The organism is Spirosoma arcticum (assembly GCF_054779955.1).
Map to the genome: position 1 here is coordinate 1 of NZ_BAAGXG010000035.1, position 15,488 is coordinate 15,488.

Annotated in this window: 9 protein-coding genes and 1 pseudogene; 5 read left to right on the forward strand and 5 right to left on the reverse strand. The window is 51.8% G+C overall.

Going from position 1 to position 15,488, the window contains the following annotated elements:
- Positions 1 to 326: pseudogene (locus ACYVHB_RS32085) on the reverse strand (T9SS type A sorting domain-containing protein); the annotation flags it as partial.
- Between the two features lie 911 nt (positions 327 to 1,237).
- Here ACYVHB_RS32085 and ACYVHB_RS32090 point away from each other — a divergent pair.
- The gene (locus ACYVHB_RS32090) at positions 1,238 to 1,675 is read left to right on the forward strand and encodes a bleomycin resistance protein (protein WP_461056135.1); all 438 of its coding nucleotides are present in this window, start codon (positions 1,238 to 1,240) and stop codon (positions 1,673 to 1,675) included.
- An 82-nt stretch (positions 1,676 to 1,757) separates the two neighbouring features.
- On the opposite strand, the gene ACYVHB_RS32095 is transcribed toward ACYVHB_RS32090, so the two are convergent.
- Genes ACYVHB_RS32095 through ACYVHB_RS32110 form a run of 4 tightly spaced genes read right to left on the reverse strand, consistent with a single transcriptional unit; the run spans position 1,758 to position 7,994 of the window.
- On the reverse strand, positions 1,758 to 2,990 hold the full coding sequence (locus ACYVHB_RS32095; protein ID WP_461056136.1) for a DUF4249 domain-containing protein: 1,233 nt from the start codon (positions 2,988 to 2,990) through the stop codon (positions 1,758 to 1,760).
- Positions 2,991 to 3,025: 35 nt separating this feature from the next.
- Positions 3,026 to 4,324: a DUF4249 domain-containing protein gene (locus ACYVHB_RS32100; protein ID WP_461056137.1), complete on the reverse strand. Its 1,299-nt coding sequence runs from the start codon at positions 4,322 to 4,324 to the stop codon at positions 3,026 to 3,028.
- Positions 4,237 to 5,556 carry a DUF4249 domain-containing protein gene (locus tag ACYVHB_RS32105; RefSeq protein ID WP_461056138.1) on the reverse strand — a complete coding sequence of 440 codons (1,320 nt, stop codon included), beginning with the start codon at positions 5,554 to 5,556 and terminating at the stop codon, positions 4,237 to 4,239. Before ACYVHB_RS32105 ends, ACYVHB_RS32100 begins: the two co-directional genes overlap by 88 nt.
- Before the next feature lie 41 nt (positions 5,557 to 5,597).
- Positions 5,598 to 7,994 carry a TonB-dependent receptor gene (locus ACYVHB_RS32110; RefSeq protein WP_461056139.1) on the reverse strand — a complete coding sequence of 799 codons (2,397 nt, stop codon included), beginning with the start codon at positions 7,992 to 7,994 and terminating at the stop codon, positions 5,598 to 5,600.
- A 311-nt stretch (positions 7,995 to 8,305) separates the two neighbouring features.
- Here ACYVHB_RS32110 and ACYVHB_RS32115 point away from each other — a divergent pair, with 311 nt between their 5' ends.
- The 4 genes from ACYVHB_RS32115 (at position 8,306) to ACYVHB_RS32130 (ending at position 14,189) form a co-directional block, all read left to right on the forward strand.
- Positions 8,306 to 8,830 (forward strand): hypothetical protein, encoded by a 525-nt coding sequence (locus ACYVHB_RS32115; protein ID WP_461056140.1) that lies wholly within the window; start codon positions 8,306 to 8,308, stop codon positions 8,828 to 8,830.
- Positions 8,831 to 9,049: 219 nt separating this feature from the next.
- Positions 9,050 to 10,318 (forward strand): DUF4249 domain-containing protein, encoded by a 1,269-nt coding sequence (locus ACYVHB_RS32120; protein WP_461056141.1) that lies wholly within the window; start codon positions 9,050 to 9,052, stop codon positions 10,316 to 10,318.
- Positions 10,319 to 10,363: 45 nt separating this feature from the next.
- Entirely contained in the window at positions 10,364 to 13,126 is a 2,763-nt protein-coding gene (locus ACYVHB_RS32125; RefSeq protein WP_461056142.1) for an outer membrane beta-barrel protein, read from the forward strand.
- Positions 13,127 to 13,709: 583 nt separating this feature from the next.
- Positions 13,710 to 14,189 (forward strand): hypothetical protein, encoded by a 480-nt coding sequence (locus tag ACYVHB_RS32130; RefSeq protein ID WP_461056143.1) that lies wholly within the window; start codon positions 13,710 to 13,712, stop codon positions 14,187 to 14,189.
- Positions 14,190 to 15,488 lie beyond the last annotated feature (1,299 nt).

Below are 15,488 nucleotides of genomic sequence, written 5' to 3' on the forward strand. Positions count from 1 at the left end.
GGGGTACCCTCGATGCGCCCCGAGGACGTAGCTGGATTATACCCCAGACTCAAGCCGTTGGCCGGCAGACCCGTCGCCGTGTAAGCCGCGTTGGGGATGGGCAGCAACAGGGGCACAACATAGGTGAAGGGCGTCCCGGCCGTGGCCGTCAGACTGATGGGGACGGGATCAATGGCCAGAGTCGATACATTGATGGATTCGGTGGACTGAACCGGATAGCGGTAAGCGATTCGGCCCGGGTTGACCTCCGCCTGTAGGTTCCGAGAGAAGAGCAGGAGCAACCCGATTAACCAACCGAGCGCCTGAGTAGTAACAAGTTTATTCATAACTGAAGCTTTATTATTACGAAGATTGAGATAGCTCGCAATACTAATTAGCTCCGGTTAATAAACCCTTTTAGTTGTGTACCAACGGTAAATAATTTATTGGTGGATCGCCCACGTTTGTACTGTCTAAGCCCTCACTTTGTTGAGCAGATGTTTTGAAAAGCTGACCGTCCCGTGTTTGTGTCATAAACTAACTTGGCTTCCTGGCATTGCTGATGGGGCATCACAAATCCAAAGCTTACTTTGATCGGTCATGCCTGACTACATTCAAACTGAGACACTCCCCCTAAAAACAGAGGCATGCCCTTGTAGGAGCATGCTTCCGGTAAAGACGGTTCATAACGTTGAGCAAATGCGTACTGCTGAAACGGTTTGGGCTTGAGATTGTTCTTTTTTGTGCCCTTGGGACGGTCCCCAGAAAGACAAAACAAGCGACAAAACGTTACCACCTCAAGAATCCAAATAGGCAGTGAATTGTACAAAGTGAATGGTGTAACGTTAAAAGCCGCTCCTATTTTGGAGCGGCTTTTTTACGTACCGTTTGAGAGGGTCCGGGGCCGCCCACGGTCCCGCTCCGGCCGGTGCGCCGGGGCGATACCGGCCGTTGCGGTGAGGCGGAAAGCAGACTGACAGTGTTGGTCTGTTTTTTGTGCCCTTAGCAGCAAGAAATAGATATGCTTTGTCAAGTGTTGCCCGGTGGTGGCCTTTGTCTGTCCCACACGCCCGTTTATCGCACGGCAACGATTGCGCTGAAGGTGTTATTGCGGGCATTATGAATGACAGGGTAGCTGCCGGCAGGAATCGTACGACCCTGAACGCCCAGTAATCGCTGCTCTGATATAGGGAATAGTATGACCGTTATCACAATTGGTAAAAATGAAGTACTTAGTTGAATTCGTAATCTTGGTTTGATGCTTACACATACTCATCATCCGCTTGTTGCTGAACTATATTGTACTGATTTGCGGACAAGTTTGCTGTTCTATTGCGATATTCTGGGCTTTGCTATTGAATACCAGCGTCCAGAGGACGGGTTTGCACTCATCGCACGAGAGGGCGCTAGATTGATGCTCGAGATAATCCACGACGGTAGTGAGCGGACTTGGCTACCTGCCCCCTTAGAACGACCTTTTGGTCGGGGTATCAATTTACAGATTACAAGTAAGCATGTTGATGAGCTATACGCGCTAGTAAAAGCGGCAGATATTCCCATATTCTGGCCTCTTGAAGACAAATGGTATCGGGCCATAAATAGCTACGTAGGTAATCGTCAGTTTGTCATTCAAGATCCAGACGGCTACTTACTACGTTTCGCTCAGAGCTTGGGGACACGCTTGGAAGGAGATTAAGTGAATTCGCTTACATTGAAATAAGAGGGTGTCTACGTAAGACCCGTTTCTTAACATAATGTCTACTTATACAACAGAAAAATTAATCACGCCATCCTTCCGGCTTGAATGGCGTTCGTTGGTCGATTGGGCCGCAAAGAGCCGTCGGTGGACGGACGGGGCCGCCAACGATATTGATCCCGATGAAACCATCTCTCCCTTCTTGTATGGGGTCACGATCATTCAAACTGCGGAATAAACCGGGAGGGCTACCTTGTGTATCACTACGATCCAGAAAAATCCGTTTCGTCGTCACGGCCGACGCCGTGAAGTAGCCTACCACGTTTTCGAGCTTGTTTGCCTGGTTATGGACGTTGCCCACCAACACGGTTGGGGGCGTATCAGCCAAGCCACCTGCATTCTGGGTCTGATCCATGAACAGCTTGAAATAGCGGTAAGCATCCTTGGTTAAACTGAACTGCCTGATTTCGACCAGGCAAGGACTGGCTTGATAAAATGGAATGTGCCCCACAGGCCGGTTTAACACTAGTCCGCCATTCGTATAAACATCATCGAAAAGGTTGATGTCTTTACTATAGAGTAACTCCCAGCACTGCGTTCGGCATGGGTAGTCGAATTTGAAGTCGGGCAATGCTTGTGTATTCGTGTCATACGGCGGCTTGAAGCAATCCTCGAAGGGTTGATTACCTGATAGATAAGTACCGACGGATGGTATAGTTACCTTGTTTACCGCGTAGACTCCATTGACGCACGTCCGGCACCAATTCTGTTGCTCCCAGAGTTTCCACTCCCAGCGGTAGTAATTGTGCTGATCGGCGGGGTCCTGGGTGTCAATAAACACGTCGTGACCGGCTGGATAATAACTTAACAAAGGCTGTAGCAGGCTGAAGGGATTAAACCGGGCTGAGATTCGGGTAATGGGTGGCACAGGTGTCATTATCTGCTGGCTGGACACATAGCGAGTACCGTCAGGCAGTGTAAATCGGAGTTGATAAGCGTGGCCTATCTGCCCTTTGAAATCGCTGGGCAACTGATAGCTGCCGTCTACCGTCTCGTGGTAAGCAACTACCTCTGCCGAATCCACGACCACGTCGACGTTGGCTTTGGTGATGGGCAGTGTGCCAAAACGACCCGTCAACGAGTCGGCTCTGGAGCGGTTGAGGCGGATGATTTGCGGTTCGGCCAGATTAGTAATTGTGCCATCGACAACAATCACGTTGACTGTGCCCCGCAACGTTTGATCAAGCGGCTCGACGCAGCTAAGTGGCAGCAACAGTATCGTAAACAGGAAAATCCAGATGGCAAGCAGGCGCATAGACAGTAACTAAGTCAGTAAAATCATTTCTATCACTATTCCCGCCATCCTTCCGGCTTTACGGGCGTTCGGGTGTCGCTGGGTACGCAGACGGCCAACGGTGGGCGGTCGCGCACCAGGCTTTGTTCGTTTACGGGATTACGTCCGCCATTGAGTCCCTGAAACAGGCCAGGGGCAAAGCCGACCGCATCGCTTCGGGTTAACCAGTAGCGTTGGCTGGTTACGGCCGAAGCGGTAAAATAGCCGGCTACGGCCTCGGCGGGGTTGGCTCGGTTCCCCACGTTCCCGATGGGAGCCGCCGGGGGCGTATCGGCTATGCCTCCCGTGCGTTGGGTCTGATCGCCTAGCGTTTTGAAGTACGAATAAGCCGCCGGAGTCAGCGAGTTCTGCCGAATTTCAATTAGGCAACGCTCCTTGCTGTACAGCGGAACCTGGGCGACCCGGCGACCGGCAATCCGACTACCGTTCGTGTTCTGATCGGAGAAGACTGATAGATCATTGCCGTTCACAATTTCCCAGCAGGTTGTCCGGCAGTTGTAATCATAGGTGAGCGGACCCCCTGAATTAATAGCCACGCAATTCTCCAGCAAATTCCCCGTCGCGTCGTTAACGAAGTATAAGCCGCCGTTGCAGGTTCGGCACCACTCCTGCCGTTCCCAGTCGATCCATTCCCAGCGGTAATAATTACGCTGGTCAGCGGGGTCATTGATATCGACGTAAAAATCGTGAGCGGCTGCGTAGCTTCCCTGTAACTGTTGCGCGGGCGAAAGGCTGTTGGGATTGAACCGGGCCTGTAGGCGGGCAATGGGTGGCACGGGCTGCATTAGTTGCTGATCTGACTCGTAGCGGGCGCCACCGGGCAGCGTAAACCGCAGTTGGTAAGCGTGGCCCACCTGCCCCACGAACCCGGCCGGTGCTTCATAACGTCCCACGCCCGTTTCCCCAAACAGGACGACCCTTACGGAGTCAACGACGATCTCAACCTGGGCTCTGCCTAATGGCGTGGTACTAAAGCGACCCGTGAATGGGTCAGCCTGAGAACGGTTGAGCTGAATGGTTTGAGCTCCGGACACGTTCGTAATCGTGCCGTCGACCACCACTACGTTAACGGTGGCATTGAAAGCCGTTTCTGCCGGGTCCACGCAGGCGAGGGACAGCAGCGCTACAGGTAAGCAGGCCGCTAGCAACCGTAGCAAACGCATAACCGGAAAAAGGCTCGTCATAGTCAGATCGGTTTGTGAACGGTTCAATCCGGCCAGCCTGCGGGTTTGAACGGCGTTCGGCTGTCGCCGGGTACGCAGATGGCGGTGGGTGGTCGTTGCGCGTTGGGCCATAGTCTAATTTTGGGTTCTTCCCGTTCACCCGTGTAAGGCGGTGATGGCTCGGGGTAAGGTCGGCGCAGGTTGAGCGCATAAAACAAATCCTCGCCTTCGTTTTCGTGTGGGCCATTTGGGTCAGTAGCGCCGAACGGGATACCCTCTGTGTCTTTACGGTCCAGCCACTGGTGAATAAGCGACACCGACGACGCCGTGAAATAGCCCACGGCCGGTTGCCCATCGGCAGAGACGTTGCGAACATTACCCGCTAAGGCCGTTGGGGGCGTATCAGCCAGCCCACCCGTGTTTTGGGTCTGCTGCTGAAAAAGTTGGTAATACCGATAGGCGTCTTTGGTCAGGGACGATTGCCGAATATCGACCAGACAGGCACTGCGCTGATAAAAGGGAATCTCGGCTACTTTCCGCTTTAAAATCAGCCCGCCATTGCTGTACAAATCATCGAAGAGATTTACCGCGTAGTTATGCAGAATCTCCCAGCACTGCGTCCGGCAGTTGTAATCATAGTACCAGTCTCCAGCGGGCACATGCGGTGCGTCATAGTCGCGCTTACCGGGCAACGGAGTGAAGCAGTTTTCGTACGAGTCATTTCCCGATACGAAATAATACGAACTTATGTAGGTATGGGGCAGAATGTTATTCACCGAATAAACCCCCTGATTACACGTTCGGCACCATTTCTGCTTCTCGTAGAGTGTCCAGTCCCAGCGGTAGTAGTTATGTTGATCGGCCGGATCTTTCGTGTCGATAAGTACGTCATGACCAGCCGTGTAGAACCCGGACAGTGGCTCCGACAGGCTTTTCGGGTTAAACTGTGCGTAGACTTTTCCAACAGGAGGAACGGCTGGTATAACCTGCTGATTAGACGTATACCGGGTACCATCGCTGAGTGTAAAACGCAACTGATAGGCATGGCTTACCAGTCCTTTAAAATCGCTGGGCAACTGATAACTGCCATCGACCGTTTCGTGCGCTACAACCACTTGCGCCGAATCAACGACTACTTCGACAGTTGCCTTGGTGATGGGCAATGTGCCAAAACGGCCCGTGAGCGGATCGGCTTTGGAGCGGTTGAGCCGGATGATTTGCGGCTCGGCCAGATTGGTAATCGTGCCATCCACCACGATTATATCGTTGCTTCCCCGTAGCGGCAACTCAAGCGGATCGACGCAGCTAAGTGGCACCAGAGAAGCGCCTACACAAATAAACAGAAGCAGAACAAACGAACGCATACGTGACTGATTTATAGATGAGCACCTGACACGTTTGGCCCTTACTTGAACTCAACATTGTACGTCAGGCTGGGGATGGGCGCGGCAAATATGGCTAATCGGTAGGGGTTGGTCGCCTGCCCTTCGGTGCGGTAAAAGATTGAATACGCATTCTTGCGGCCGTACAGATTATACACCGTGAACGTCCAGTGACCCTGCCAACGCCTGGCCTTCATGCTGGGGTTGTAGATGTTCCAGGCAAAGTCGAGCCGGTGGTAGGCGGGCAGCCGGTACTGGTTGCGCTCGTTGTAGTAGGGGTACGTGCGGCCTTGGTAACGGATGAACCCCTCCGGGGCGGTGTACGGCCGACCGGTGCTGTAGGCGAAGTTGAACGAGAAACTGTGGTTGCGGGTCTGGTTGATGTTGAGACTCATGTTGAGGCTGTGCGGCCGGTCGTAATTAGCCGCGTACCAGGCTCCCCCGTTGATGCGCTCCCGGAAATCCGCCCCTTCGTCCACTTGGTTTAGCGTCCGGGCGTAGGTGTAGTTAACCCAACCCGTCAGTTCACCTTTTTTGCGGGCCACCATCACTTCCACCCCGTAGGCGCGGCTGCGGCCCGACAGCAACTGCGTTTCGGGATATGGCTGCAACAGAAAGTCGGCCCCCGGTTTGTAGTCGAGCACGTTTTGCGTACGACGCCAGTACACCTCGGCCGACACCTCGTAAATATTGGTGGGACTATTCCGAAAATACCCCGCCGACAATAACTCGCTGATCTGGGGCCGGATATGGGCATCGGCGGTTTTCCAGCGGGACGTGGGCAGGGGCGTGGTCGTGTTGGTAATCACCTGCAAATACTGCCGCATCAGGTTGTAGCCCACTTTCACCGATGCATTTGGCCCCAGCGAGTAGCGCAATCCCAGCCGGGGTTCCAGCCCACCGTATCGCGCCGTCACCTGCCCGGCTCCGTAGCGCACCGAGTCCACCACCGTCGTGGCGTCGGCGGTTTCGCCATTGGCGTATTGGCGCACGACCGACGGGCCGAGGTTCATAAAATGCGAGTAGCGCAGCCCCGCCGACACGGCCAACTGATCGGACACGCTCCATTCGTCTTCCACGTGCAGGGCCAGTTCGAGGGCGTTTTCGGGCGGGGTGCGTTGCGCGTTGACGGCTAAGCTGTTACCGGGTATCAACTCGCCGGGGTTGAGCTGGTAGTGCGTGGCACTGACGCCCGCTTCAATCTTCTGATTGGCCAACTGGTAGTTGAGGTTCGATTTAACCTGCCGTTGCAACAGCGATTGCTTTAGCACAACCTTGTTATTCGTGCTGTCTTCAATCGACAGAATCTTTGGAATGTAGCGGGCCACCAGCGCGGTGGTCTGGAGGTTGACTTTCGGCGTGAAGGCGTGAAACCAGCGGACCATGCCGTTGGCAGTTTCCTGCTGATACTGCGTTCCGGTGGCGTTGATGTTGGCCAGACTACCCAGCAGGTTGGTCTGGAACAGGTCGGCGCTGTAGTAGCCCATCGCCGTGACGGTGTTGTTGCCGTTGACGCGCCAGAAGAGCTTGGCCGTGCCATCGCCGAACTTGGCCCGGATGTTGTCGAACCGGGGCGAAACCAGCCGCAGCAGAAAGTCGTTGAACGCTGCCCTACCCGATACCAACAGCGCCAGTTTACCCTTTATGATGGGCGTTTCGACCGTCAGCCGGTTGGCCACTAAGCTGATGCCTGCGTTGAGCTGCGTCCGGTTCAGGTCGGGGTTGCGCAGGCTGATGTCGAGCACGGATGCTGCCCGGCCACCGTAGCGGGCCGGGACGTTGCCCTTGTAGAGATCCAGCCCACTGACGGCATCGGGCGGAAACACCGAAAACAGCCCGAACATGTGGGTCGGGTTGAAGATGGGCGTGTCGTCCAGCAGAATCAGGTTCTGATCGGTGGTGCCACCCCGGATATTGACCCCGTTGGCCGCTTCGCCCACGCTGGTCACGCCGGGCAGCATTTGCAGGCTGCGCAGAATGTCCATTTCACCCAGGGCCGCGGGCATCCGCCGGAGCGTGGCGATGTTGATCTGACTGACGCCCAACAGCGGCTGACGAACGTTGCGGTCGTAGCCCTTGCTGGTCACGATGACTTCTTCCAACTGACTCGCTACGCTGGGCAACCGCACGTTGAGGGTGGTATTGCCCCGGATGCGGATCGTTTGGCGGAAGGTCAGGTAGCCCACGTGACGCACCACGACGACGTTCGGACCGGACTGTAGCGTAATCGAGAAAGCCCCGTTGGCATCGGTGTAGGTACCGGTGGTGGCCTTTTCGTAGTTGAGCACAACGGCGGCCCGGCTGAGCGGCTGGTTGGTGGCGGAATCTCGCACGACGCCGGAAAGCGTGTAGGTAATTTGGGCGAATGAGGGAAAAACGAGCAACGACAGAAACAGCGCAAGGGACAGCAATCGGTTCATAACCAGGATTGAATAGTAACGAGTGATGATGTAAGGCAGACGGGATACGAAAGCAGCATGGTTCACATTTGTAAAAATAGAACAACTGCCATTCATACAGTGGCTAAATATCAAAAGGGTCATTTATTATAAAGTACAATCTTTCCAGCTAATAAGTCTATTCTCTCTTGTTAGCCACTTGTATGTAACTTGATAATTAAGATTACAAATAAGTTATATAAATTAAAGAAATAATTAAAAACTTAACATTGAACACTTGACAAAGACAATTTCTTCCAGTTAACTTTATACTAATTAAACTAACGTATATCATGAAAATCTATTCAATTTCACTCATCGCTCTGGCGGTAGCCCTACTGTGGGTATCGCCCAACTTACCCGGTCCGGGTAACAACGTGAACCCGACTGGTCGGGTAGGCAGTGCTGCGACAGGCAAGACAAAACTTGTAGATGATTCACGGATCAGGAACTGGCTAGCAGGTGTCAGCACAAGTGTGGCACCTAAAACTACACTATCAGGGACTTATAATGGTCACGGTTTTCACACATACACTAACACCCTCACGTTAAATTCTGGGATATCATTTACTTGGTACGTGGCTAGCGTTCCAAACAGGATTACGATTAAAGATGTTAATGGAAACACAGTGTATTCCGAAAATTGGGCAGGAGATGCCAATTATCCAGGTCCTTGGGGACAATCTATTCAAATAACTGCAAGTCGCCCTAATACCTACTACGGTAGTCTAAGTGCAGGAACTTACACTGTGTATGTGGATACCGTCACTAATGTCAACAATGGTGGTTCGGCTGATTCGTGGTATATTTATTATTGAGAAGCTGCATTTAAAGGTACTTACAATGCCTAATACCGAAAAGCACGGCATTTTGCACTGTAAGTACCTTTAATTACAAGTCAGTCACTTATAATCTATCTTAGGCAAGCCTGTGCTTACCAGTTAAGGTAAAGCTATAGATTGTTCAGGAGATTTGATCGTCGTCTATCTATGCGTTCGAGTGTTGTACAAGTGATTTTCTATTTATATATTTTACTCTTGGTCTCTTGCGTAGACTCCATCGAAACTTCCTCGAAGGCTACGGTTGATATTATTGTGGTGGACGGTCTGGTAAATAATTTGGCTGAACCACAAATCATCCGTCTTAATCGCTCCAAAGCCGACCCGCTCACTAGCCGCTTTGGTACCACACCTATTACAGGAGCTAAAGTTGAGGTTGTTATTGATTCATCAGAAATAGCGACCTGCCACGAAACGGTGGACGGCAACTATCAGTTGCCGAATGATTTTAAAGGGCGGGTGGGCCATGCTTATCAACTGCGCTTTACACTGACCGACGGAACCCGATACGCATCAAATCATCAGATAATACAGCCAGTACCGTCTATTGATAAAGTTGCTTCGCGGTTTAATCCAAAAAGTATTTATCCGCCGTTAAATGGCTACTATACGGCTGGTCACGACCTGTTTATTGATTTGAGCGACCCCAAAGAAGCTCACAATTTTTATCGCTGGGATTGGAAACTCTGGCAAAAGCAGGAGTGGTGCCGAACGTGTTATCAGGGCATTTATTCGGTGTATAACGTCACGGCTGAATTAATGAGCGCCCCCCTTCCTACAGGTAATTATTACTTCTATCGATCCGGCAACACCAAATTACTGGAAGACTGTTACAAGGAGTTGGAGCCACCGCAACCCTCGAACAAATCCCCGCTGCCTGCCTACACGTATGATTATCTATGCCGCACTCAGTGCTGGGAAATTATTTATGGCTACAGCCTTAATCTCTTCGACGATCAGTACACGAATGGCGGCCTGATAACCGGGCGTACAGTGGCCCATATTCCCTATTACACACATGGCCCTGGCTTAGTTGAAATCCGGCAAAGTTCGCTCACAGCGGATGCGTATCGGTACTTTACGCTGTTTCAGCAGCAGACCCAAAACACGGGTGGGCTGGCCGATACACCCCCAACGGCCCTTATTGGTAACATTCGTAACGTAGCAGACCCGAATGAAGCGGTCGTTGGTTATTTCTCTGCATCATCCATTGCCACACTGCGCTACTGGCTCGACCGGAAAGATGCCTACGGTATTCCGTTTGGAGCCACTGACCGGGAAAATCTACCCCAGTCGGCCGCTGATGAGCTATTTTACGCACTTAATTTTCGTTTACCCATACCTGAACCCCAGCCACCGCAACAACCCCAGGTATATCTTCAAAGCAGTCCACCCCGTCCACCGACGGCTATCTGTGTACCCAGCGACAGTCGAACACCCTTTAAACCACAAGGCTGGCAGGATTGATAAGATCGCTTGGGAAAGCAGGAATAATCACTAACGGAACATGCCATGCGTATCGGTTACGGTGTTCTGCTACTACTGTTGTCGACTTGGTGTGCCGATGCACAACCGAAAGCTGATTTTACCATTCAGGGGGCAGTGATTGATTCCGCAACCCGTTATCCCCTACCCCAGGCCACCGTTTCACTACGCTCAGCGGTTGACTCATCACTGCTTAACTTCCAATCATCGGACGCGCACGGTCGGTTTATCTTTCGCAACCTTCCCAAAGGCACCTACCGATTGGTTGTAAGCTACGTGGGCTATCACTTACTCAGGCAGTCGGTCGTTGTTTCAGCGGAGAGCCAGCCGCTTCATGTAGGAACACTGATTCTGCGGCCCCGAACCGTGCGGTTGGGAGAGGTCACCGTGCAGCGTCGCGCCCCGGTGCGGGTTAGCCAGGACACGCTGGAGTTCGACGCCGGAGCCTTCGCTACCCGGCCCGATGCGTTAGTCGAAGACCTGCTCCGTAAACTACCCGGCATGGAGATAGCGGGCGACGGTTCGGTGCGGGCGCAGGGCAAAATCGTCCAGCAGGTATTCGTCAACGGCAAGCCGTTTTTTGGGAGTGACCCCAAAATGGCCACCCGCAATCTGCCGGCCCACCTGATCGACAAAATTCAGGTGTACGATAAACGCTCGGACCAGTCGGCGTTTTCGGGGATGGACGACGGCGGGCGCGTTCGAACCATCAACATCATCACCAAACCCGAAGGTCGCCGGGGTCAGTTTGGGCAGCAGGTCGTCGGCTACGGCACCGACAGTCGCTACCAGGCGGGCGGGGGCATCAACCGGTTTCGGGAGCAAAAACAGGTTTCGCTGCTGGGCCAGACCAACAACATCAATCAGCCTGGCTACGGCCTGCCCGCTTACGGCACTGGATTGGGAGCGGGGGCGAATAGTGGACCGGGGCAGACCGGGGGCATTACCCGCGCCACCGGGGCCGGTCTCCACTACGCCGACCGCTGGGGAAAACGCACCGAAATGGCAGCCAGCTACCTCTTTGCGGATGCCGTTACTCAGGCCGAACAACTCCATCGACGCCAGACCCTGCTCCCTGGCAACGCCTCCCAACCCGGTACGGACAGTTCCCTGGCGGTCCTCGTCAGCGACAATGCCAACCGCAGTACGACGCGCTCGGCAAACCACAGTGTAAACCTTCAGCTTACCTATCAGGCAGATTCAATGAATGTGTTTCGGTTGAGTCCTAACCTCTCCACCTACACCAATAGCAACGCATCCGGGCAAACGAGCCGGACGTTTACCGATCAATCGACGCCGTTGAACCAGAGCCTGACCGATAACCGCGGAGCGGGAACCAACCTGACGGTCAATAACACGCTGCTCTGGATGCACCGGTTCCACCGGACAGGCCGAACGTTTTCCCTTAACCTCAACACGGCCATCAATCGGTTGGCCAGCCAGGGCGTCAACCGGGCACACAACACCTATTACGAGCAGCCGTCCGGTCAAGATAGCCTGCCCGCCATGCAGACTAATCAGCGCAACGCCCAGCGCACCCGCTCCATTAATAACGATCTGACGCTGTCCTTTACCGAACCGTTGGGGGCCCGGCAAACCCTCGAGTTTCGCTACAACCTGTTCACGAATCGGGGCGTTTCGGAGCGCACGGTTTGGGACGTTGACGAAACCACCGGCCTTGCGCAGTCTAACGCCCAATTGAGCAGTCAGTACCAAAGTGTGTTTGTCACTCACCGGCTTGGCACCGGCTGGCAGGTACGCCGCCCTCACTACAGTTACACGGCAGGTCTCGATCTTCAACAGGCCAACCTGCGCTCGGCCTACCAGACCGGCGAGCGTCCGCTGAACCGGCAGTATGTCAATCTGCTGCCAAACTTTATGTTTCGTCCACAGTTGGCTCCCAATCAATATCTACAGCTTCAGTACCAAACCCGCATCGCGGCTCCCTCGGTAACGCAGCTTCAGCCGGTCGCCGACGTAACGAATCCCCTGTTTATCCGGGCAGGCAACCCGGCCCTGCGGCCGGAGTTTACGCACGCGCTATCGGTCAACTACAACCGCTTTCAAACCACCACCTACCGCACCGTGTTTGCCCTGCTGTCCGTCGGCATGACCAACCACCGGATCGTCACTGCAACGACCATTGATGCTGCTGGTGTGCAAACAATCCGACCCGTGAACGCAAATGGCTATACGACGGCCAGCGGCACGGTCTCGGTCGGGAGGCCCCTGCGGGTGGGTCATTTCGGGAGTACGCTCAACCTAACCACCAACCTCAACCTGACGCGGGGAGTGAGTTTTATCAACGCCCAAACGAATCGTTCCCTAACGTGGCTGGCCGGTCAGGTCGTTAGTCTAAACGCAACGCTGGCCAACACCGTCGAGATCGGTTTGTCGGGAACGGTCAACTACCAGCGGGCTTTTTATTCGTTGCAAACTCAGTTAGTCAATCAGTCGTACACAACCCTGCTCAGTACGCAACTTTACTGCCCCTTGCCGATGGGCTTCAAACTGGCCACCGATCTAACCTACACGACGATGACCGGCCGCTCAGCCGGTTTCAACAAGCCGTTTGTTAGTTGGAATGGCTACGTAAGCCGAACTTTCTTTAAACGGCAACCGGGCGAGTTACGGCTTCAAGTCTTCGATTTGTTGAATCAGAACCAGAGCCTAATACGCATCGTCACTGATACGTCCATAGAGGATAGTCAGAGTCAGGTTTTAAAGCGATATGTGCTGCTAAGTTTTATTTATAATTTGCGACAGTTTGGTTCTGACAGGACACCATGATATAATCCAAACTACCATACTAAATAAACTAATACTAATTCAATATAATGGGGTTGTTTTGCCTTTTCGTACCGAACCATTATCAACAACATATATTTTCGTATAACTCTTGTTTAAAAGCACTTACACTATGTCTATTGCTGATGTACCCTAACAATGTCAGCTATCATTACCTTGACACCCTGGCGCTTCGTGCTAAAACGGTAATACAATTCATGCTGAGGAGAGGGGGCAGCAGGTCGTTTCATGGTCAGAACGAAGCTCAACCGGATGAATATTATAAACGTACTACATGCGGCAATGATTTGTAAAAAGAAAAAGCGAGTCTATTTGCCATCGCGATCAAAGCTTGGCTGAGATACTCTAACAAGGAGAAAAAACAGATATGGCGTAGATTTGTTGTTTGAGAGATTTTGCACCCGCTAAGCCATCCGTCTAAGGGTCTTGGTCAGCCGATTGCCAACCAGTAGGTGTACTTGAACCACTTCAGTAGCGCCGGACTCCTTAAGCAGGAGAGTCAATTCTAAGATAACGTACTTTTTAAGTAAGTTTGGGGCTTGTTTAATCGATTAACCTGCTACAAATGAAAGCCATTGAAATTCGTTTTTTCTCTCCTCAGGAAAATAACGCACCCACCCAAAAGAAAGGAAAGGGCGCTAAGCTCAAGGCGATAATCCTGACGGGCTACATCTCGGGTTCAGGAAAATTAGTGTTTCCGGCTAAAACGGTTGCCGGTTTGGGCCTGGATGGGGGCAACACCCGCTTCAAAGTCGGTATAGAAGAGGGGAAGCGTAAAGCTAAAACGCTTTATCTAGTTCCGGCAGTTGATGGCCAAGGAGATAGTTTTCAATTAGAAAAAGCGGCCAAAAGCTATACGCTGTCCTTGCCTTTTATTCTCAAGAAAAGCGGGGTGGATTTTTCGGCCCATAAATACGTCTTCCGAATTGAGTTAATTGAGTATGAAGGCAGCCAAGCCTATGCGCTTCAATTAAGTCAAGATGGAGTAACTCCTAAAGCGGCATACTCGGGCAAGCCCCGTGGCCGTAAACCCAAAGCAAGTTAAGCGGAGGGATGAACGGGTTATATCAAGCCTTGCCACTTAGTGGCAGGATTAGCCGAGCCGCTTAGCAGTGTTGTTAAGCGGCTCGGCTTTCCACAGCCTTGAATAGGTAGTTAAGGATAAGGGTCGTTCAAATTCGATAGCGATTTCATGGACGAAAAGGATTGAACTATTTTTTGTACTAAAACAATAAATAACGCGGGATCAATCTTTAAAAAACTACATGCAAAAAGCAGTATTTTCTTAAGAAAGTCGCTATTTTCAACAAAGCATTTATTGGCCATTTCGTGCCAAACCCTTACTTGCGTTATATATTACAGTCTCGCTCTGGCTTTGCGACCGGCTGCGGTCGCTTCAGCGCTTTCTAACATATAGATGATTATACAACTTCTGTAAACATAAGATATTGAAAAAACGGGGTTTGAGATGGGTTTTATTATCGGCATGGTTAATAGTGCTATCCCTGTCGAATGCACTTTGTACAACGGTACCTAATCCAAGTGTTCGATACACCATCACCAACCAGACTGGTCAACGGATTATCGCGTTTGTTCAAGTCGAATCGGATGATGGCGCTTTCTCACAGACAGACACGGTGAACACTGCTTCAGGCTTTCAAGATGGCTTGCTGGTCATTCAAAGTCAGCATAGATCGCTCAAACCCTATCAACGGCTTATTATCCAAACGGATCAACGATACTATCAAACCCCTACTTTAAACTACGATGATCGGTGTGCAGCCTACTCAATTCAGCTTACCAAAACTGGTCTGTCTGTTCAAGAAGACTACTCATTTCGGCTTCGCCGTTGGGCCATTCAAATTGTTGTTGTTGTTCTAATTACTTTCCTAATCAAAGGCCTACCACTACTTTTAGTGGCAGCACCTTATTTGAGAAAGGTTTATTTACCCTTCTTTACATTGAATGCACTCTTCATTGTCTGTATTCTCAGCCTGCTCAACTTCTCCTTTGGTCGTCCAGTCCAAGCAGGTCCTTTGGATTTGAAATTTTTCAATTACACCCTATTAGTAATTTCTCTTTTGGAGTGCATCTGGTACTGTAGGCTTGTAGAGGAGTCACGAAATCGAATCCGTATAACCGTAGGTGTTATCATAGGAAGTCTAATTTGGGTTTTCCCTGGCTTCTTAATAACTGTATTTGCTCTATTCCTATTTGCCCACTGTTAAGAATTAATCACGCACATTCACATTTGCAGTGCATAAAGCTCATTCTTGACGAACTCAGCCGGACTTAGATAGCCCAAACTTTTGCGGGGTCGATCATTTAATTGGGTCTCGATCCA